This is a genomic window from Gordonia paraffinivorans NBRC 108238 (assembly GCF_000344155.1).
GTDB classification, from domain to species: Bacteria; Actinomycetota; Actinomycetes; order Mycobacteriales; family Mycobacteriaceae; genus Gordonia; species Gordonia paraffinivorans.
In genome coordinates this window covers 81,787-102,253 of record NZ_BAOQ01000015.1, presented here as the reverse complement: position 1 = coordinate 102,253, position 20,467 = coordinate 81,787, and the positions used below count along the sequence as shown (strand labels likewise).

General features: G+C 69.8%; 17 protein-coding genes. 6 read left to right on the top strand and 11 right to left on the bottom strand.

Features of this window, described 5'->3' with window-relative positions:
- Nucleotides 1-17: 17 nt before the first annotated feature.
- The 6 genes from GP2_RS08500 to GP2_RS08475 all read left to right on the top strand — a co-directional run bounded on the left by GP2_RS08500 (nt 18) and on the right by GP2_RS08475 (nt 8,718).
- Nucleotides 18-4,103 carry a type VII secretion protein EccC gene (locus tag GP2_RS08500; RefSeq protein WP_040526640.1) on the top strand — a complete coding sequence of 1,362 codons (4,086 nt, stop codon included), beginning with the start codon at nt 18-20 and terminating at the stop codon, nt 4,101-4,103.
- 2 nt (nt 4,104-4,105) lie between these two features.
- Nucleotides 4,106-5,449, top strand: coding sequence for a type VII secretion-associated protein (locus GP2_RS08495; protein ID WP_006900083.1), 1,344 nt, complete (start codon nt 4,106-4,108; stop codon nt 5,447-5,449).
- Nucleotides 5,450-5,661: 212 nt separating this feature from the next.
- Nucleotides 5,662-6,105: a 50S ribosomal protein L13 gene (rplM, locus tag GP2_RS08490; protein WP_006900082.1), complete on the top strand. Its 444-nt coding sequence runs from the start codon at nt 5,662-5,664 to the stop codon at nt 6,103-6,105.
- A complete protein-coding gene (gene rpsI / locus GP2_RS08485) occupies nt 6,102-6,623 on the top strand; it encodes a 30S ribosomal protein S9 (RefSeq protein WP_006900081.1) in 522 nt (173 codons plus the stop codon). The genes rplM and rpsI overlap by 4 nt, the downstream gene beginning before the upstream one ends.
- 2 nt (nt 6,624-6,625) lie before the next feature.
- Complete coding sequence (glmM, locus tag GP2_RS08480) at nt 6,626-7,999, top strand: phosphoglucosamine mutase (RefSeq protein WP_006900080.1); 1,374 nt, start codon at nt 6,626-6,628, stop codon at nt 7,997-7,999.
- The gene (locus GP2_RS08475) at nt 7,996-8,718 is read left to right on the top strand and encodes an HAD family hydrolase (protein ID WP_006900079.1); all 723 of its coding nucleotides are present in this window, start codon (nt 7,996-7,998) and stop codon (nt 8,716-8,718) included. Before glmM ends, GP2_RS08475 begins: the two co-directional genes overlap by 4 nt.
- A gap of 10 nt (nt 8,719-8,728) precedes the next feature.
- Here the strand turns inward: GP2_RS08475 and GP2_RS08470 are convergent, their stop codons facing one another.
- The 11 genes from GP2_RS08470 to GP2_RS08420 form a co-directional block, all read right to left on the bottom strand.
- The gene (locus GP2_RS08470) at nt 8,729-9,481 is read right to left on the bottom strand and encodes an SDR family NAD(P)-dependent oxidoreductase (protein WP_006900078.1); all 753 of its coding nucleotides are present in this window, start codon (nt 9,479-9,481) and stop codon (nt 8,729-8,731) included.
- A 50-nt stretch (nt 9,482-9,531) separates the two neighbouring features.
- On the bottom strand, nt 9,532-10,818 hold the full coding sequence (locus tag GP2_RS08465; RefSeq protein WP_006900077.1) for an acyl-CoA dehydrogenase family protein: 1,287 nt from the start codon (nt 10,816-10,818) through the stop codon (nt 9,532-9,534).
- A gap of 89 nt (nt 10,819-10,907) precedes the next feature.
- On the bottom strand, nt 10,908-11,972 hold the full coding sequence (locus GP2_RS08460; RefSeq protein WP_006900076.1) for a phosphotransferase family protein: 1,065 nt from the start codon (nt 11,970-11,972) through the stop codon (nt 10,908-10,910).
- A gap of 97 nt (nt 11,973-12,069) precedes the next feature.
- On the bottom strand, nt 12,070-13,962 hold the full coding sequence (locus GP2_RS08455) for a GAF domain-containing protein (RefSeq protein WP_006900075.1): 1,893 nt from the start codon (nt 13,960-13,962) through the stop codon (nt 12,070-12,072).
- A gap of 100 nt (nt 13,963-14,062) precedes the next feature.
- Nucleotides 14,063-15,367, bottom strand: a complete 1,305-nt coding sequence (locus GP2_RS08450) for a bifunctional 3,4-dihydroxy-2-butanone-4-phosphate synthase/GTP cyclohydrolase II (protein ID WP_006900074.1) — start codon at nt 15,365-15,367, stop codon at nt 14,063-14,065.
- Nucleotides 15,364-15,864: a flavin reductase family protein gene (locus GP2_RS08445; RefSeq protein ID WP_006900073.1), complete on the bottom strand. Its 501-nt coding sequence runs from the start codon at nt 15,862-15,864 to the stop codon at nt 15,364-15,366. The genes GP2_RS08450 and GP2_RS08445 overlap by 4 nt, the downstream gene beginning before the upstream one ends.
- A gap of 114 nt (nt 15,865-15,978) precedes the next feature.
- Nucleotides 15,979-17,070 carry an LLM class flavin-dependent oxidoreductase gene (locus tag GP2_RS08440; RefSeq protein ID WP_006900072.1) on the bottom strand — a complete coding sequence of 364 codons (1,092 nt, stop codon included), beginning with the start codon at nt 17,068-17,070 and terminating at the stop codon, nt 15,979-15,981.
- Nucleotides 17,071-17,199: 129 nt separating this feature from the next.
- Nucleotides 17,200-17,622, bottom strand: coding sequence for a nuclear transport factor 2 family protein (locus tag GP2_RS08435; protein ID WP_006900071.1), 423 nt, complete (start codon nt 17,620-17,622; stop codon nt 17,200-17,202).
- 147 nt (nt 17,623-17,769) lie between these two features.
- Nucleotides 17,770-18,501 (bottom strand): SDR family oxidoreductase, encoded by a 732-nt coding sequence (locus GP2_RS08430; protein WP_040526639.1) that lies wholly within the window; start codon nt 18,499-18,501, stop codon nt 17,770-17,772.
- Nucleotides 18,498-19,298, bottom strand: coding sequence for an alpha/beta fold hydrolase (locus GP2_RS08425; RefSeq protein ID WP_006900069.1), 801 nt, complete (start codon nt 19,296-19,298; stop codon nt 18,498-18,500). Before GP2_RS08425 ends, GP2_RS08430 begins: the two co-directional genes overlap by 4 nt.
- Nucleotides 19,279-20,460 carry an LLM class flavin-dependent oxidoreductase gene (locus GP2_RS08420; RefSeq protein WP_006900068.1) on the bottom strand — a complete coding sequence of 394 codons (1,182 nt, stop codon included), beginning with the start codon at nt 20,458-20,460 and terminating at the stop codon, nt 19,279-19,281. Before GP2_RS08420 ends, GP2_RS08425 begins: the two co-directional genes overlap by 20 nt.
- Between the last annotated feature and the right edge of the window lie 7 nt (nt 20,461-20,467).

The following is a 20,467-nucleotide window of genomic DNA, read 5'->3' as shown; positions in this document are numbered from 1 at the left end:
GGGGTCAGGGGGATCGGGTGGTCGCGACCACTGAGGGATTCGTGCGTCGGCCACGCGTCACGCCGCCTCGCATGCCGGGTGGCGAGGTCAACATCCAGGCACCTCCGGACGTCCCGCGCGTGGTCCCGGGCAACCTGCTCGTGAAGCTCTTGCCGGTGGTGATGATCGTCGCCGTCGTGGGCATGATCGCGTTGATGATGGTCACCGGCGGCCGCAACATCCTGACCAACCCGCTGTTCATGATGTTCCCGCTCATGATGCTCATGTCGATGTTCGGCATGTTCGCCGCCGGGGGCCGAGGCGGGGGCAAGCGGGCCGCCGAGCTCAACGAGGAACGCAAGGACTATTTCCGCTACCTCGGCCAGTTGCGGGGGCAGGTCGTCGAGACAGTGGAGAACCAGCGGGCGGCCCGCACCTGGAGCCATCCCGACCCCCACGCGCTGCTCGACGTGATCGGCAGCCGGCGCATGTGGGAGCGGCGCCCCGCCGACAACGACTTCGCCCATGTGCGCGTGGGCGTCGGGGTCCAGCGGCTCGCCACCCGCCTGATGCCGCCGGAGACCGGACCGCTCGAGGACATCGAGCCGGTGTCGATGGTGGCGCTGCGCCGGTTCGTCCGCACGCACTCGGCGGTTTACCGCCTGCCGCGCTCGATCTCGCTGCGCGGCTTCCCGGCGATCAACATCGAGGGCGCCCGGCAGGAGACCCGCGAACTCGTCCGCGCGATGCTCGTCGAGCTGTGCGCCTTCCACGGCCCCGACCACCTGCACATCGGCATCGTCACCGGCGACCCGGCCGGCGAGGCCTGGGACTGGGCGAAATGGCTTCCGCACGTAGGGCATCCGACTCTTCGCGACGGCATCGGGCCGATGCGGATGATCTATCCGACCCTGGCCGACCTGGAGAACTCGCTGGCCTCCGATCTCCTCGAACGCGGACGCTTCAGCCGGTCGGCGCCGCCGAACGGCACTCGCGCCCACCTGGTCATCGTCATCGACGACGGGTATGTCGCCGGAGACGAACGGGTGCTGAGCTCCTCGGGCATGGAGGGCGTGACCGTCCTCGACCTCACCGCGCCGCCGGACGGTCTCGCGGCCCGCCGCGGCCTGCAGCTGGTGGTGCGCGGCGGTAAGGTGTCGGCGCGCAGCGCGTCGGGCGTGGAGGAGTTCGCCGACATGGACTCGCTGACGATTCCGGAGGCGGAGGCCATCGCCCGCCGGATGGCGCGCTACCGCCTCGCCACCGCCGCGACCCTGGCGAACCTGGAATCCGAGGCCACCTCCACCGATCCGGGCCTGCCCGCACTCCTCGGCATCGACGACGCCTCGCGGTTCGACCCGGCGACCGCCTGGCGCGGACGCACCGGCCGCGACCGCCTGCGGGTGCCGATCGGGTACACGCCGAGCGGTGCGCCCGTCGAGCTCGACATCAAGGAGAGCGCACACGGTGGCATGGGGCCGCACGGCCTGTGCATCGGGGCCACCGGCTCGGGCAAGTCCGAGTTCCTGCGGACGCTGGTCACCGCGATGCTGGCGACGCATTCGCCGACCGAGCTCAACCTCGTCCTCGTCGACTTCAAGGGCGGCGCCACCTTCCTCGGGCTGGAGTCGGCGCCGCATGTGGCGGCGATCATCACCAACCTCGAACAGGAACTGGCGATGGTCGACCGCATGAAGGACGCGCTGTCGGGCGAGATGAACCGCCGTCAGGAGGTCCTGCGCGCCGCGGGCAAATACGCCAACGTGGGCGACTACGAGCGGGCCCGCGCCTCCGGCGTGCGCCTGGAACCCATGCCGGCGCTGTTCATCGTCGTCGACGAGTTCTCCGAACTCCTCTCGCAGAAGCCCGATTTCGCCGAACTGTTCGTCGCGATCGGTCGGCTCGGCCGGTCGTTGCACATCCACCTGCTGCTCGCCTCGCAGCGGCTCGAGGAAGGCAAGCTCCGCGGTCTGGACTCCCACCTGTCTTATCGGATCGGCCTGAAGACGTTCTCCGCCAACGAATCCCGGTCGGTCCTCGGTGTGCCGGACGCCTATCACCTGCCGAGCGTCCCGGGGTCGGCCTACCTCAAGTGCGACTCCGACGACCCCGTGCGCTTCAACACCTCGTACGTGTCGGGGCCGTACCATCCGCCGGCGGCCTCCGACGACCCCGAACTGATCGACGCCGGGTCCATGCCGAGGCTCGGCAGGCTGAAGGTGTTCACTGCGTTGCCGGTGCCACTCGACGACGGCGCCCCGCGGTCGTTGCTCGACCGGGCGGAGAGCCTGCTCGACGAGGAACCGCCGGCGCCGGAGTCCTCGACCGACGCCGACTTCGAGCCGGCCTCGGTGAGCGTGCCGACGCTCATGGAGACCATCGTTTCCCGCATCGAGGATGCCGGACCGCCCGCGCACAAGGTGTGGCTGGACCCGCTCGACGAGTCGCCGACCGTCCAGCATCTCCTCGGCCGGCGCGACTGGACGCAACCGACGGTGCCGGGCAACCTCGCCGTGCCGATCGGCTGGGTCGACCGCCCGTACGACCAGCGCCGCGATCCCCTGATGATCGACCTGTCGGGTGCGGCGGGCAACGTCGCGGTGGTCGGCGGCCCGCAGTCGGGCAAGTCGACGACCCTGCGGACGATCATGACGGCGATGGCCGCGACCCACACCCCCGAGCAGGTGCAGTTCTACTGCCTCGACTTCGGCGGCGGCAGCCTCGCCGGCATGGCCGGACTCCCGCACGTCGGATCGGTTGCGTCGCGTGGCGACCTGGACGCCGTCCGGCGCACCGTGGCCGAGGTGGCCTCGATCGTCCGCGGACGCGAACTGCTGTTCGCCCGGCTCGGTCTGGAATCCATGCGCGACTACCGCGCCCGTCGCGCCGGGTGGTTCGCCACCGGCGAGATCGCACCGGACGATCCGCTCGCCGAGGACCGCTTCGGCGACGTCTTCCTCGTCCTCGACGGCATCAACGTCCTGCGCGGCGAGCTCGAGGCGCTCGAGGAGCAGTTCACGGCGATCGCCTCACAGGGCCTGTCGTTCGGCGTGCACATCATCATCACCGCGACGCGGTGGGCGGAGATCCGGCCGGCGGTCCGCGACCTCCTCGGGACCCGGATCGAGCTGCGCCTGGGCGATCCGACGGATTCGGAGATGAGCCGTCGCGCCGCCGCGGGGGTCCCGCAGAACCGTCCGGGCCGCGGACTCACCCCCGACGAGCTCCACATGCTCGTCGCGTTGCCGCGCCTCGACGAGGTCGGCAGCGCCGAGTCGTTGCCGGCGGGTGTCGCGGCGTCGGTGGAGAAGCTCGTCGCCGCGTACCCGGGCCGGTCGGCGATGGCCGTCCGCAAGCTCAGCACCGAGATCACCCACGAGGCCGTGCAGAACGCGCTCGCGGGCGCCGGGGTCGCCCTCGGACCCGATCAGGTGGCGATCGGGGTCGGCGAGCAGGAACTCGCCCCGGTCGTCCTCGACTTCACCGTCTCGCCCCACTTCATGGCCTTCGCCGATGTCGAGCACGGCAAGACGAACCTGCTGCGGACGATCGTCACCGGGCTGGTCGCCGGCGGGACGCCGGACGAGGTCCGCATCGTGTTCGTGGACTACCGGCGGACGATGCTCGGCGTCGTCGACGGCGACCACCTCGCCGGCTACGCCAGCTCCCCGGACCGGGCCGCGAAGTTGATGAGCGATCTCGCGACCTACCTGAAGTCCCGGATGCCGCCGGAGGACGTGACGGTCGCGCAGCTGAAGGAGCGCAGCTGGCTGCGGGGCCAGCCGGAGATCTATCTTGTGGTCGACGACTACGACATGGTCGCGACCGCTTCCGGCAACCCGCTGATGCCGATCGTCGACCTCGCCTCGCACGCGCGCGACATCGGCCTGCACATCGTCCTGGCCCGCCGCTCCGGCGGTCTGGGCCGGGCGCTGTTCGATCCGCTGATCGCGCGGCTGAAGGACCTGTCGTGCGACATGCTGCTGATGAGCGGCGACCGCGACGAGGGCTTCATCACCGGGCGCAGCCGGCTGCAGCGACTCGTGCCGGGTCGCGGCGAGCTGGTGTCGCGCGTACGGCCGCAGGAGATGATCCAGGTCGCGCTGGCGCCGACGAGCGAGTAGCGATGGGGCACATGGGGGAGGCAGGGCGGAACCGGCCGACGGTCGTCGACCTCGCCTTCGGTCGTGCCCGGATCTTCGACCCGGTCACCGGCACGCGGAGCCCCGAACCCGCGACACGCGACCTGCTCGACGCCGTCGACGCGATGTCCGTCCTGCACGACGGCCGGCGTCTCCACCTCCGGCAGGCCTGGCAGCAGGTGTTCGCCCGGTGGGGCCTGCCCGTCCCGGATGCCGGTGGAGGAGGCGGGGCACGCCCGCTGATCGTCGGGCATCCGAGCACGTGGGGCCGACGCCGGGCGGCCACGCTGGCCGAGGTCGGCGGAGGCCGTGCCCCGGTGACCCTGGTGCCCCGCGCGGTCCTCATCGCACGCAGTCATGCCGACGTCACGGTGCAACGCTGCGCCGTCGTCGAGACGACGCACGTCCCGGATCCGCCGGCCGATCCGGCACGACCCCCGGCCAGGTTCTGGGACGTGCACATCCTGCGCCGGTTCCCCGACGGCTGGGGTGTCGAACGGTGCGGCCTGATCGAGGGAACCGCCGGCGGCCCGGCGGCGCCGGGGCTGGAGATCATCGACGACACCGTCGAGGCGGTGTATGTCGACGGCGACGACCCGGACGAGGTCGCCGAGGCGATCGAGATGGTCACCTCGCACGCCGTCGCGGGTCGCGTGGTCGACGTGGATCGCGACCTCGTCGTGCGCCTCGGGCATCGCACGGGCGGGCATCTCGACGATGCGCCGTCCGCCGGCCGGCCCGGGGGACCGGAGACCGACGACGTGCCCGCGGCGGACACCCCGTGGCACGGGCGCCGGACCCTGGTCGCCGCAACGGCCGTGGCGGTCGTGGTGGTCCTCGTCGCGCTCGCGGTGGGCTGGTGGCAGCGGGACGAACCGGCCCCGGATGCCGCCGAGGTGGCCCTGGGGCGTGTGACGCTGACCGTGCCCGGGGACTGGCGCGCGGCCGGGCAGGACACCCCGAGCGACGACACCGACGACCCGACCACCAGCAGGACGGTGTTCGTGTCCTCCGACGACGGGCGGCGCATCATCGCCGTCCTCACCGAGCTCCGTGCGGGATCGACCCCCGAGAGCGTCGCCGCCAGCCTGCGCAACCGCATCGAACAGCGCGGCGACGACGTCGTCACCGAGTTCTCCGCGTCGACCAGCTACGGCGGGCGCGAGGTCATCAGCTACCGGGAGGCGCCCGCCTCGGGCAGCGCCATACGCTGGTATGTGATCGTCGACGACGGACTGCAGGTGTCCATCGGGTGCCAGCCCGGCATCGCGGCCGAACCCCTGGACGACGAGTGCGCACGGGCCGTCGGGTCGGTCCGGGTGGGCTGACCGCGGTACCCGTGCGAGCGCCTGGGCGGGCGTTTTGACCCTGACCAGCGCGGTCGCGTAACCTGGATCGCTGGTGCACGGCGCCTGGAGTACACGTGTGTTCGCAGTGTTCTCCCGGGCAGCCGGAGGCCCGGGTCCCCACTGGTCGCCGGGAACAACCTCCGCCGTGAGCACCGGACCAGCACCCACAAGACAAGAGTTGAGGACCAACTGTGCCTACCTACACCCCGAAGGCCGGTGACATCACGCGTACGTGGCATGTCATCGACGCCAGCGACGTGGTGCTCGGCCGGCTGGCCGTGCAGGCCGCGAACCTGCTCCGCGGCAAGCACAAGCCGACCTACGCCCCGCATGTCGACGGCGGTGACTTCGTCATCATCGTCAATGCCGAGAAGGTCGCGCTGACCAGCAACAAGGCCGAGCGCAAGCTGAACTACACCCACTCGGGGCACCCCGGTGGGCTCAAGTCCCGCACCACCGCCGAGCTGCTCGAGACCTTCCCCGAGCGCGTCATCGAGAAGGCCGTCAAGGGCATGCTGCCCTCGAACAAGCTCGGTCGTGCGATGGCCTCGAAGCTGAAGGTCTACGCAGGCCCGAACCATCCGCACGCGGCCCAGCGCCCCGTCCCCTTCGAGATCAAGCAGGTGGCCCAGTGACCAACGAGAACATCAACGAGGCCGTGGAGGCCGTCGAAGAGGCTGTCGAGGTCGTTGAGGCCGTCGAGGTCGCCGGCGACGACTACGAGGCCGTTGCCGTCGTCGAAGAGGTGCGCGAGCCGGTCGTCATCGACCGCCCGATCCAGACCGTCGGCCGCCGCAAGGAGGCCGTCGTCCGCGTGCGCCTGCTGCCGGGCACCGGCCAGTTCACCCTGAACGGCCGCACCCTGGAGGACTACTTCCCCAACAAGGTGCACCAGCAGCTGATCAAGGCCCCGCTGGTCACCGTCGATCGCACCGAGTCGTTCGACATCTACGCCAAGCTCGTCGGCGGCGGCCCCTCGGGCCAGGCCGGTGCGCTGCGCCTCGCCATCGCCCGCGCGCTCATCGAGGTCACCCCGGAGGATCGCCCCGCCCTCAAGAAGGCCGGCTTCCTCACCCGTGACCCGCGTGCGGTCGAGCGCAAGAAGTACGGCCTGAAGAAGGCCCGCAAGGCGTCGCAGTACTCCAAGCGCTGATCTTGGCACGCCTTTTCGGAACCGACGGCGTCCGAGGCCTGGCCAACGCAGAGCTCACTCCCGAGCTCGCGTTGCGCCTGGCCTCGGCCGCCGCGGTCGTTTTCACCGACATCTCCTCCGGGTCGGATCAGGCCGGGTCGGATCCGACCCGCCACACACGCCGCCCGCGTGCGGTGGTCGGCCGCGACCCGCGGGCGTCCGGCGAGATGCTCGAGGCCGCCGTCTGCGCGGGCCTCGCCGCCGCCGGCGTCGACGCCATCCGGGTCGGGACCGTGCCGACCCCTGCGGTCGCCTTCCTGACCGCCGACTACCGCGCCGACTTCGGCGTGATGATCTCGGCGTCGCACAACCCCATGCCGGACAACGGCATCAAATTCTTCTCCGCCGGCGGGCACAAGCTCGACGACGAGGTCGAGGACCGCATCGAGGCGGCGATGGACGAGGATCACATCCGTCCCATCGGCGCTGCGGTCGGCCGCGTCATCGACGCGCCGGATGCCGGCGACCGCTATCGCCATCACCTGACCGAGGCGATCGAGGAACGGCTCGACGGGCTGACCGTCGTCGTGGACTGTGCGCACGGTGCCGCATCCGAGCTGGCCCCGCTCGTCTACGCCGACGCCGGGGCGAACGTCATCACGATCCACGCCGAGCCCGACGGCCTGAACATCAACGACGACTGCGGTTCGACCCACATGGGCAAGCTGCAGGCGGCCGTCCTCGAACACGGCGCCGACCTCGGTCTCGCCCACGACGGCGACGCGGATCGTTGTCTCGCAGTCGATTCCACCGGCGCCATCGTCGACGGCGACGCCATCATGGCGATCCTCGCGACCGCGCTGGCCGCGAAGGGCAGGCTCCACGACAACGTGCTCGTCGCGACGGTCATGAGCAACCTCGGCCTGCACATCGCCATGCGCGAGGCCGGCATCACCGTGCGCACCACGGCCGTCGGCGACCGCTACGTGCTCGAGGAGCTGCGTCGCGGCGGCTACTCGCTCGGCGGCGAGCAGTCCGGCCACATCGTGGTCCCGGGTGTCGGGACCACCGGTGACGGCCTCCTGACCGGCCTGCTGCTGATGGCGCGGATGGCCGCCACCCGCTCGCGACTGGCCGATCTCGCCGGCATCGTGACGGTGCTGCCGCAGGAACTGATCAACGTGCGCGTCGCCGACAAGCACGCGGTTGCCGAGTCCCCGGCGGTCAAGGAGGCCGTGGCGGCCGCCGAGGCCGAACTGGGCGATTCGGGCCGGGTGCTGTTGCGTCCCTCGGGAACCGAGCAGCTCGTACGCGTGATGGTCGAGGCCGCCACCGCAGAGCAGGCCGACGCGATCGCCCGTCGCCTCGCCGGCGTGGTCGAGACCGCCGGCGCATGAGCCGGGCGGGCGGATCCGTCCGGGAGACGACACAGGCCGTCCTGTTCGACTTCTCGGGCACCCTGTTCCGGTTCGAGCCGCGCGACGAGTGGTTCGCCGGTCTCCTCGACGACGCGGGGCAGGCCTTCTCGCCGGAGCGGCAGGACGAGATCATCCGCCGCATGGTGGCACCGGTCGGAACACCCGACGGCGTGGTGGGCGAGGATCGAATCGCCTGGGAGCGCAGGGATCTCGACCCTCGACTCCATCGGCAGGGTTACCTGGCGCTGCTGCGCACGCTGGGCTTGAGTGATCCCGTGCACGCCAATTCGCTCTACGACCGGGTTCTCGAACCGGAGTCGTGGACGCCCTTCGCCGACACCGTCGAGGTGCTGCGCCGGCTCTCGGCCGCCGGCATTCCGATCGGCATCGTCAGCAACATCGCCTTCGACCTGCGGAAGGTGCTCGCCCTGCACGGGGTGGACGACCTCGTGCAGGCATACGCGCTGTCGTACGAGGTCGGGGCGATCAAACCCGACGCGCGGCTGTTCCGGGCCGCTCTCGATCCGATCGGCGTGCCCGCCGAGCACGTCCTCATGGTCGGTGACAGCGAGAAGGCCGACGGCGGTGCACGCGAGCTCGGCTGCGCCTTCGCCCAGGTGCACGACGTGCCGCCGGCCCATCGTCCCACCGCGTTGCTCGATGCCGTGACCGCTCACGGCATCGCGCTCGGCGTGTGAATCCGTCCGCTCAGAAGTTGCCCTTCGCGGCCCAGCCGCCGTCGACCGGGTAGATCTCGCCGGTCAGGAAGTCGCCCTCGCGCATGAGGTAGGCGACCATCGAGGCGATCTCGGAGGGGCGTCCCAGCCGTCGCACGATGTGGGCGTTGGCGTTGGCCTGACGCATCTCCTCGGTGATGTCGGCCAGGATCGGGGTGTCGATGGTGCCCGGCGCGATGGCGTTGATCAGGATGTTGTGCTCGCCGTACTCGAATGCGGCCTGCTTGGTGAGGCCCACGACGCCGCCCTTCGCCGCGGAGTACGAGGCGAGGTTGGGCAGCCCGCGCAGCGCGGCCATCGACGAGATGTTCACGATGCGGCCGCCGCCGTTGGCGATCATGCCCGGGATGACGGCCCGCATGCCCAGCCACACGCCCTTGAGGTCGGTGCCGATCACGTTGTCCCAGGCCTCTTCGGTGAGGCCGACGACGGTGTCCTCGCTGATCATGTTGACCACGCCGGCGACGTTGGCCAGACAGTCGATCGCGCCGCGCGACGCGGTGATCTTGTCCACGGCGGCCGCCCAGTCGTCGGCGACCCGGACGTCGAGGCGGACGTACTCGGCCGAGCCGCCGGCCTCGGAGATCTGCTTGAGCGTGACATCGCAGTCCTGGATGTCGGCGGCCACGACGTGCGCGCCGTCCTCGGCGAGGCGCAGGGCGGTGGCCTGGCCGATGCCCTGCGCGGCACCGGTGACGATCGCGGTCTTTCCCTTGAGAGACATGTTCACTCGCTTCCTGTGAGGGGGTGGGGTTTTCCCTGGGGGGAGGGAGATCAGGGCTGCTCGGCCAGCAGGTCGGCGAATCGGCGCCGGGCGGCCTCGCGGCGGGTGGGGATGTGCTCGCTCGGACGGTCGTCGGCGGGACGGTTGTAGGCCTTCAGGTACTGGCGGGCGACGCTGTCGCGATGGACCTCGTCGGGGCCGTCGTAGAGGCGTGCGGCGCGTGCGGCGCGGTACATGGACTCCAGCGGCAGGTCGGCGCTGTAGCCCAGCGAGCCGTGGACCTGCACCGCGCGGTCGATCACGTCGTGCAGGATCTTGGCCCCGAAGAACTTGATGAGGGCGATGTCCTTGCGTGCCGCCGCGGTGCCCTCCTCGTCGATCCGCCATGCCGCATGCAGCGTCATCAGGCGCAGCGCCTGGATCTCGGCGGCCGAATCGGCGATGAAGTTGCGGATGGTCTGCTTGTCGGCCAGCACCGACCCGTGGGCATAGCGGTAGGTGGCGCGTTCGCACATCATGTCGAAGGCGCGGCTCGCCTGGCCGATCCAGCGCATGCAGTGGTGAATCCGGCCGGGGCCCAGGCGCTTCTGGGCGACGAGGAAGCCGTCCCCTCGGCCTCCCAGCACCGCGGAGTCGTCGACGCGGACATCGCGGAGCAGCACCTCGCAGTGCGAGCCGTAGGTGTACGGGCGCGGGCGCGGGTTCTCGATCGAACCGATGTCGCGCACCACCTCGAGGCCGGGCGCGTCGATCGGGATGATGAACTGGGTGGTCCGACGATGCCGTTCGGCGTCGGGATCGGTGACGGCGACGACGATCATGAAGTCGGCCGTGGCGGCGTTGCTGATGAACCACTTGTGACCGTTGATGACCCACTGGTCTCCGTCGCGGACGGCGGTGGTGGTGAGGTTGGTGGGATCGGCGCCGGCGTTGTCGGGTTCGGTCAGCGCGAACGACGAGTAGTACTCGCCGGCGAGCAGCGGGTCGAGCCACCGTCGCTTCTGCTCGTCGGTGCCGTATGCGGCAAGGATCTCCGCGTTGCCGGAATCCGGTGCCTGACAACCGAAGACGAGGGGGCCGTAGGGGCTTGCACCCAGGATCTCCTGCATGAGGCCGAGTTTCACCTGACCGTATCCCTGGCCGCCGAGTTCGGGATCGAGGTGCGCCGCCCAGAGGTCGTTCGCCTTGACCTCCTCCTGCAGCGGGGCGATCGCCTTGCGCAGCTGATCCCAGTCGAGATCGAGCGTCTCGAGCGGGAAGATCTCGGTGCGGACGAAATCCTTCATCCAGTCGAGCTTCTTCTGGAACTCGGGTTCGGTGGAGAAATCCCAGGCCATGTGATGGTGCTCCGTTTCTAGTGATGGGGTCGGGAGAGATTCGGGGGAGAGGGATGTGCGCGTGGAGCGGTTCCGGGACCGCCGCGGTTTCAGGCGCCGGCGATGATCTGCCGGGCGCGGTCGAACAGGCCGACGGCGTAGCGGTGCAGGCGATCGCCGACCTCGCGGGGCGCCTTGCCGTCGCAGGCGCGGGCGTAGGTGCCCTCGAGGATGATGCCGAGCTTGAATGCCGCCATCACCGTGTACCAGTCCAGGGCGCTCAGGTCGCGGTCGGACCTCTCGGCGTATCGCTCGACGATCGCGTCCCGTCCCGGCAGGTCGCCCGCCCGTCCGAGCGCGCTCTCGTAGAGATCCGGCCGGCGCGGATCGTCGGGCCAGATCGCCAGCAGCACGCCGAGATCCAGCAACGGGTCGCCGATCGTGGCCATCTCCCAGTCGACGATCGCCGCCACCTTCGGCGTGTGATGGTCGTAGAGGACGTTCGCCACGTGGTAGTCGCCGTGCAGCAGTCCGGGTCGGAAATCGGAGGGACGGTGCTCGTCGAGCCAGCCCGCGACGCGGTCGAGGTCGCCGAAGGTGCCGCCCGGGTATGTCGGGTTCGCCGCGTAGCGCTCATACTCGGCCAGCCACCGCGGGACCTGACGCTCCAGGAAGCCCTCGGGCTTGCCGAAGTCCTCGAGCCCGATCGCGCGGTGATCCACGGCGCCGAGGCCCGCCAGCGCGTCGATCAGGGCGAAGCCCATCGCCGCACGTCCCGCGGCGGTCGCTGCGTAGCCGGCGGGGAGACCGTCGGCCGCGTTGAACCCGTCCACGGGCTCCATCAGGTAGAAGGTCGCGCCCAGGACGTCGGTGTCGGTGGTGCCGGCCACGAATCGGGGATGCGCGACGTCGGTGCCGCCGAGTGCGGAGAGCAGACGCATCTCCCGGGCCATCGCGGCATTGGAGCCGGGACGGAGATGGCGCGGGCCGCGCCGCAACACATAGCGGCGCCCGCCGCGATCGACGATCAGCATGATGTTCTGCGTCCCGCCGGACAGCGGACTGAGCGTGACCGTTCCGCCGGGGAGTCCCTGTGCGTCCATCCAGTCCGAGAGGGCCTCGACGTCGACCGGGGCCGTCGCGGCGGGCGCGTCGGGAATGGTGCTGCCTGTCATGAGTCGAACCTATGGCGCTCGGGGCCCCGCGAGAACCGCCTGTGTACTCGGCTTTTGGAGGAAACCACAAGGGGTCGGAAAGCCTCGGCGGCCCCGGTCACTGACCGGCGAGGTCGAGCACCTGGAAGGCCATCTTCGCCGACAGCAGACTGTCCAGGGAGGTGGGATCGCGGCGGGCGATCTCCTTGATGCGGCCCAGGCGATAGCGGATCGTGTTCTCGTGCACCGCCAGCGCGGATGCGGTGGCCTGGACCTTGCCGTCGTTTCCCACAAAGGCGCGCCAGGTGGCGAGCAGGGTGCCGTCGTCGTGTTCGCGGACCGGGGCGACGAAGGAATGCGCGAAGTGCAGGGCCTCCTTCACGTGCCCGCTCGACACCACCACCCGGAACAGGCCGAGTTCGTCGAGTGTCATGACCCGCTCGTCCCAGCCGAAGGACTTCGCCACATTGCCCATCTCGCGCAGGTCTCGGTGGGCGTGGGGATAGTCGACCGGACTCCGGCAGATCCCGGAGATCAGGGTCGCGCCGAGCGAGAGCTCACCGGCGAGGCGATCGCGGATCGTGGTCACGTGGTCGCGCACGCGTGTCACCTCGTCGGGGTCGTCGGCCCCGAGACGGACCATCACGATCACCGCGCCCGGCAGGCGGACCGCGGGCGGCGGAGAGGTCGACATGACCTGCGCGAAGGTCCGGGTGACCATGTTCTGGATCGCCGAGGCGGTGAGCCGGCCGGCGGTGTCGTCGACGGTGAGGCGCACCAGCACATGGGGATTGGTGAGGTCGATGCCGAACTGCGGGCCGCGACGCACCAGGTGCTCCTTGTCGCGGCTGTTGCGCAGCAGATCCGACAGGTAGTCGTCGCGGGCCTGGCCCTCGGTCTCGATCTGCCTGCGTTCGGAGAGCATCTGCAGGGCGAGGACGGTCGCGCCGCGTTCGGCGATGTTCGCGTCGAGCGGCTCGAGGCTCCGGCCGACCTCGACGATGCCGAGGAAGCCGGCGGGTTTGCCCTCGATCACCATGCGGCACATGAGGTGTCGGCGTCCGAGCCCGACGGCCAGCTGTGCCGGCACGATCGCCGAGGGGGTGGACGCCGACAGCTCCGACAGCGCGTCGCGCACCGAGGCGGTGTTGCGGACCTTCTCGCTCATGACCGGCGGCGCAGTCAGTTTCAGCGCCTCCGGCGCGGCCCAGGCGAGGACGTCGAACGAGTTGTTGTAGAGCACAACGGGCTTGGCCGACAACTCGGAGAGCAGCTCGACGACCCGGTGGATGTTGGCGCCCTCGAGGACCGCGTTGGTGAGCCGCTGGTGGACGTCGGCGAGGTAGGCGAGGGTCGAGTTGTTCCGGGCGATCTCGGCCGCCTGCCCGCGGAGACGGGTGTTGAGCATCGCCTGGCTGATGAACAGCGCGGACAGCCGGGCGAAGAGTTCGGCCACCTCGATGTCGTCGGGGGTGAAGTGGTGCTCGCGCCCGCGGCTGTCGACGAAGATCAGGCCGATGACGTTGTCGTCGAAGATGAGCGGGACGCCGAGCATCGCGCGGACGTCCCAGTGGGTCATCGTGCGCCGGTGGGGGCGCGGGTCGTTGAGCGCATCGGCGATGACGACCGGCGCCTTGGTGCTGATGACCTCCTGGCTGAACAGGTCGCCGTCGACGCCGGACACCTGCCGTTTGACGGCCTCGGTGATGTCGCCGGCCTCCTGGCAGAACCCCGCCGCGCCCCGGTAGGCGCCGTTCGCGTGCCGCAGGTATACCGAGCACCGGGTGACACCGAGCAGGCCGCAGAGCTTCTGGCCGACGAGGCTCAGCAGGTCCTCGAGCCTGGTGTCGGTGATCGCCTCGGTGGTGATCTCGGAGAACGCCGCGATGACGTCACGCTCGCGGCCGGTGCCGCGCGCACGCGGAGATGACCCGACGGCATCTGCCACCGGGTCGGTCTCGGCGGCGGCCCGAGATCTCTGCGCGACCGCCGGGTCCACGACGGACGTCATCCGTTCGGCCTCCTCGTCACCAATTCCTCTGGACAATTCAGGATGGCGTACGCCACATTAGCAAAGCGAAGTGGTGTGGCTCATCGACCATCGTCGCCCCCTAGACCCCGGTCGTCCCGGTGAGGGCGTCGCCGCCCGCGGGGGCCGAACCCAGGCCGTCGGCGGCGAGCGCGTGCCCCATCCGCTCCTTCTTCGTGCGCAGGTAGCGGACGTTGTGGGGGGTCGGCACGGTCGGCAGGCCGACCCGGCCGACGATCTCGAGATCGTATCCGCCGAGTCCGCCGTACTTGGCGGGGTTGTTGGTGATGAGGCGGGCCCGACGTATCCCCAGGTCGGCGAGGATCGCCGCGCCGGTGCCGTAGGTCCGGGAGTCGACGGGCAGGCCGAGTGCGGTGTTGGCGTCGACGGTGTCGAGGCCCTGCTCCTGCAGCGCGTAGGCGCGGATCTTGTGGCCGAGCCCGATCCCGCGTCCCTCGTGGCCGCGCAGGTAGACGACGGCGCCGCAGCCCTCCTCGGCGATGGCGGCCAGGGCCTGTTCGAGCTGCGCGCCGCAGTCGCAGCGCAGCGAGCCGACGATGTCACCGGTGAGGCATTCGCTGTGGACGCGGACGAGGACGCCCCGCTCGGTGGCCCCGGCGGTGGCGACGTCGCCCATGACCAGCGCGAGGTGTTCGGTGTCGTCGATGTCGGAGCGATAGGCGACGGCGCGGAAGTCCCCGAACAGCGTCGGCATCGCGGCGGAGGCGATCTGGTGGACGAACGATCCCGACGCGCTGCGGTGCGCGACCAGGTCGGCGATGCGCAGTACCGGGATGTCGTGGCGACGCGCGAAGTCGAGGAGGTCGTCCCCGCGCCGCATCGTGCCGTCGTCGGCGATGATCTCGCCGATCACCCCGACCTCCCCGGCGCCGGCCATGGTGACCAGGTCGACGGCGGCCTCGGTGTGGCCGGCCCGGGTGAGGACGCCGCCGTCGCGGGCCTGGAGGGGGAAGACGTGCCCGGGGCGACGGAGGTCGGATGCGCGGGTGTCGTCGGAGGCCAGCGCCCGGACGGTGAGGGCGCGGTCGTGCGCGGACACGCCGGTGCCCGCCTCGTAGTGGTCGACGGTGACGGTGAACGCGGTGCCGTGGGCGTCGCGGTTGTCGGTGACCATCTGGGGCAGTTCGAGCCGACGCGCGCGCTCGGCGGTCATCGGGGCGCAGATGATGCCGGTGGTGTGGCGGATCAAGAACGCCATCTGGTCGTCGGTGATCGTCGACGCCGAGCAGATGAGGTCGCCCTCGTTCTCCCGGTCGGCGTCGTCGACCACGACGACGAACCCGCCGGCGGCGATCGCGGCGACCGCGTGGGCGACGGCCTGGGTTGCGGCCTCGGTGGCGATGGGGGTGACGTCGGTGGCGTTCATGAGGCGGCCTCGAATGCTCGGTGGGTGCCGAACACCCGGTCGTGATAGGTCAGGGGGGCGGCGGGGGTCAGCCCGGTCTCGACGATGTTGCCGAGGACGACGACGTGGTCGCCGCCGTCGACCAGCGTTTCGGTGGTGCACGCCAGCCAGCCGGCGGAGCCGGAGATGCGGGGAACCCGCGCGGATTCTGTCCACCCGATGCCGTCGAACTTGTCGGCGCCCTTGCGGGCGAACCGCATCGCGACGTCGGCCTGGTCGTGGGCGAGGACGTTGACGCCGAACTCGCCGGTGCGACGGACGATCGCGAGGAGGTCGGAGCCGCGGTCGAGCGAGACCAGGATCATCGGCGGGCCCATCGACAACGACGTGAAGGCGCTGACCGTGGTCCCGTGGGGACGGGCGTCGTCGAAGGCGGTGATGACGGCGACCGGGGTGCAGACCCGGGCCATGACCTCGCGGAACTCGACGGCGACCTGGTCGATGACGGATTCGCTCACGGCTCCTCCTGAGGGGATCGGTGCGGCCGCCGCGCGAGACGCCGGCCTGGGGGTTGTGGAGCGCTGCGGCGCCGGGGGTTCGCCGGCGCCGCAGCGGGTTTCACGGGATGAGGATCAGACCGCGACCGGGGCCTTGGCCTTCATCTTGTGGACCTCGGGCACGACCTTCTCGCCGAAGAGCTCGAGGCTCTTCTCGGCGGTCTCGAAGGGGATGCCGCCGAAGGAGAATGCCGCGTTCGGCAGGAAGTCGCCGATGAGCTCGTGCCGGTAGGCGTACTTCTCGATGCACTGCTCGGGCGTGCCGTAGATGTTCGCCTCGACGTAGGCGTCGGCGGCGGCCTCCATGCCGGCCTCGCGGATCATGTCGGCACCGGCCTGGTAGGTCTCGTAGCCGGGCGTCTCACGCCAGTGCTTGCCGGCGAAGTCGTAGTGCTTGATGACCGACAGGAAGTACCGGTTGATGTGCTCGTAGGCCAGGCGACGGGCCTCCTCCTCGTCCTCGTGGCAGATGACGAAGTCCTGGATGACCGGCGGGCCGGGCTCGGTGCCGTTGGCCTCGCGGAACAGCTGCTTCCAGCCGTTGATGGCCTCGGCGTGCTGCTCGAACGGGAACTGCATGAAGGTCATCATCTGGACGCCGAGCTCGGCGACGATCGGCACCGAGTCCGGGGACATGGCGGCCGCGAAAAGCCTTCCGTCCCAGGAGACATCGGGGTTCGGCGCCGGGCGCAGCGCGATCTCCGGCTGGGGGTACATCGGTCCGTCGCCGGACACGACGCCGGTCCGCAGGCCGCGCAGGACCATCTCGGCGGCCTCGTTGAAGCGCGGGCGGGCCTCCTCCATCGGGATGCCGAAGGCCTCGTACTCCATCTTCGCCAGGCCGCGACCCATGCCGAGAAGCACACGGTTGCCGGACATCTGGTCGAGCATGATCGCCTTCTCGACGACGCGCAGCGGGTCGTTCCACGGCAGGATCGTCGCGCCGATGCCCAGCTTGATCTTCGAGGTCTTACCGGCGAGGTAGGACATGATGGCGAAGTTGTCCGGGCACATCGAGTAGTCGTCGAAGTGGTGTTCGGCCGACCAGACCGAGTCGAACCCGGCCTTCTCGGCGAGCACGCCGAGCTCGAGGTCGTGGCGGAAGACCTCTTCGTCGCTCACGTTCTCGTGGTAGTTCTGGAAGACGAGCAGTACGCCGACGTCCATGTCATTGACTCCTTTTACTTCTGGGGTTCGGGGGCATCGAGGTCCTGGTGGGGAGGTTCTCGATGAGGGGGAGTGGCCGCCGGCGGGGAGATCGGGGGATGGGGCCGCCGGCGGCCGGGGTTCTCTGCGTCAGCCGAGGAAGACCGCGCGGGTGTGTTCGGTGTCGAGGTACTCCTTGACCTCGTGGATCTTGCCGTCGCGGACGATGAAGACGAAGTGGTAGAGGTTGTTGTAGACCTTGCCGTTGCTCATCTCCGAGTAGGACTCGGTCTCGACCGCGACCCGCTCGCCCTCGGCGGTGAATGCGAGCGGCCTGAGGGCGATGGCACCGGTCTTGGTGGTGGCCGAGAGCCCGGACAGCATCGCGCCGAACTCCTCCTTGTTCTTGGTGCCGGAGATGCCCTCGATGGTTCCGCCCACCCACCAGGTGGCCGTCGGCGCCAGGAACGACAGGATGGCCTCCACGTCGCCGCGGGAGAACACCTCCATGAACTCCGAGACGAGAGCCTTGTTCTCCTGCTCGATGCTGACCTCGGCTGTGCTGGATGACACCGATTTCCTCCTTGACGGTTGGTCGGGGTTTCGGGTGAGAAACTGTGTGCAACAACGAATCTATGAGCCAGTGTGGCGTGAGTCACCAAGTTGTTCGCGCGCTCTTGTGGGTTGTCACAACACCGGGTGCTCACCCGTGGCGCACGGTCACCGACCGCCGCCGCTGAAGGTGTTCATCAGGCCGCCGTCGACGGGCACGATGGCGCCGTACATGTAGGTGGCCAGGGCCACGTCCACCACGACCTGCGCGATCTCCTCCGGTTGGCCGGTTCGCCCGGCCGGGATCGACGAGACCACCCGTGCGCGTGCCCGGTCGCTGAGACCGGACGTCATGTCGGTGTCCACAAATCCCGGGATCACCAGGTTGACGCGGATGTTGCGCGGCGCCAGCTCGGCCGCCAGGACCTGGGTGAGGCCGCTGAGGCCGGCCTTCGCCGACCCGTACGCGACATCCCCGGGGAATCCGCGGAAACCGACCACCGCTCCGACGTTCACGATCGCCGAACCCGGCCGGAGGATCGGGACGGTGGCCTTGCACATCTCGAAGGCGCCGGTGAGATTGGTGTTCAGGACCAGGTCCCAGTCCTGCCGGCTCAGGTCCTCGACCCGTCCACCACGGTGTACGCCGGCCACGTTGATGAGGCCGTCGACCCCGCCGTGTTCCTCGGTGACCGTGGCCAGTGCCCGTGCGACCGAGGACGAGTCGGTGATGTCGGTCTTGAGCTCGAGCACCTGCGCGGGGTGGGTGAACGGGGTGGTCGCCACCCCGCGGGCCAGGGAGACCACGGAATCCCCACGGGCGGTGAGATTTTCGACCACCGCCCGCCCGATCCCCCGGGACCCGCCGGTGACGATCCACACTCGCGGCCGGGTCCTCATGACTTCAGGAATCCCGTCAACTCGGCGAGGTAGCGATCGCGGTCCTCGAGGAACGGCGCGTGGCCGCAGTTGTCGAAAGGCACAAGCCGGGCGCGGGAGTTGAGCCCGAGGACGGCCTCGGCGCCGGCGAACGGCACGAACGCATCGTCGCGGCCGTGCAGCAGCAGGATCGGGACCTCGAGGTTGCCGATCTCCTTGCGCAGGTCGGTGCGGGCGAGGTCGCGCAGCGACTCGTCACCGACCGGGCCCATCTCCATGAACATGCCCCAGATCCAGTTCAGGACATCGTCGCTCGGCGGGGTCGCGCAGACCGCGCCGGCGACGCCGCGGAAGGTGTCGGCGCGATTCGCCGCGGCTCCGGCGAGCACGCCCTCCACGTCTTCGGTGGTCCCGCCGTAGGGCCAGTCGTCGGTGGCGGTGTACCGGGGCGACGCGCCGCCGGTCAGCACCAGGCCGCCGGCCCGCGAACCGAGCGCCGCCGCGGCCGCGGTCGCCACGGCGCCGCCGAGGGACCACCCGTTGATGACCGGCGACGACAGGCCCAGGTGGTCGACGAGCTTGACGACGTCATCGGCCAGCGTGGCGATGGAGACGTCCTCGAAATCCTTGTCCGAGCGGCCGCATGCGCGCAGGTCGACGAGCACCACCTCGTGGCCTTCTGCCTTCAGCGCGGGTGCGGTGTTGTCCCAGCAGCGGGTGTTGGCGCCCCAGCCGTGGATCAGCACGATCGGGCGGCCCTCGCCGCGGTGGTGCTCGAAGTAGATCCGGCGATCGTTCTCAACCGCGAGATAGCTCATGGGTTTCTCCTTCTTCGTGGGGGAATTCGATTTCCAGAAATCTGTCGTTGGCGATCGCCGGCTCTTCTTCGCGCAGCGCTCGCGGGATCAGGGGAGGTGCGTCGGCGAAGTGCGGCATCACGTGCTCGGCCAGCAGTTCCATCGACTTGACGACGTGCTCGTGCGCCATCCCGCCGAACCTCATCCAGCAGATGAGATGGTCGAGCCCTGTTTCCTCCCTGAGGATCTCGATCTCGCGGATGAGGCCGTCGGGATCGCCGACGTAGCAGACGCCGCCCTCGCGCAGGCCGGTCAGCGACATGGCACCCTCGGCGGCGGCCTCGGCCAGCGCGGCGTAGCGCTCGTAGCCGGCCGGCGTCGACTCGCCCTGGGGCACCGCCGACATGACGTTCTCGAAGTACCACTCGAGGCACGGACGGGCCTCGGCGACGGCCTGCGCGTCGTCGTCGGCCAGGTGGATCTGCCAGTTCATCGGGAAGTCCAGGGACAGTGGGTCGCGTCCGCGGTGCATCAGGGTGCGCTTGGCGTTGACGACGAACCCGTTCAACTCGGGCAGTGTCATCAGGGTCGGGGTCACGAGCATGTCGTGCCCGTGGTCGGCGACCAGGTCGAAGGTCTCGGGGCTGATGGAGGCCACGTAGATCGGCGGTGTGGGCTTCTGGACCGGGGTGGGCCGGCAGTCGACGCCGTCGATGTGGAAGTGCTTGCCGTGGAAGGTGTACGGCTCGCCGACCGCCTTCGTCCAGAGTCCGGTGACGATCTGGAACGCCTCGTCGAAGACCTCGCGACTGACGTCCTGCTTGTCGGCGACGCCCATCGCCCGGAACTCGTGCGGTTGGTACCCGCGTCCCACACCGAAGTCGAGGCGTCCGCCCGAGATGACGTCGACCATCGCGTAGTCCTCGGCGATCCGCACCGGCCAGGCCAGCGTCAGGTTGCTGACCGCGATGCCGATGCGGATCCGCGAGGTCCGGGATGCGATGGCCGCCGCCGCGACCTGCGGCGACGGCATCGATCCGTACGCGCTGCCATGGTGTTCGGCGAGCCACACCCCGTCGAAACCGAGACGCTCGGCGATCTCGACCTGCGAGAGCATCTCCTCGTAGGCCCGCCGGAAGTCCCGGTCCGGACTCTCCAACACGTAGAACAGGCTGAATTTCACACTGCTG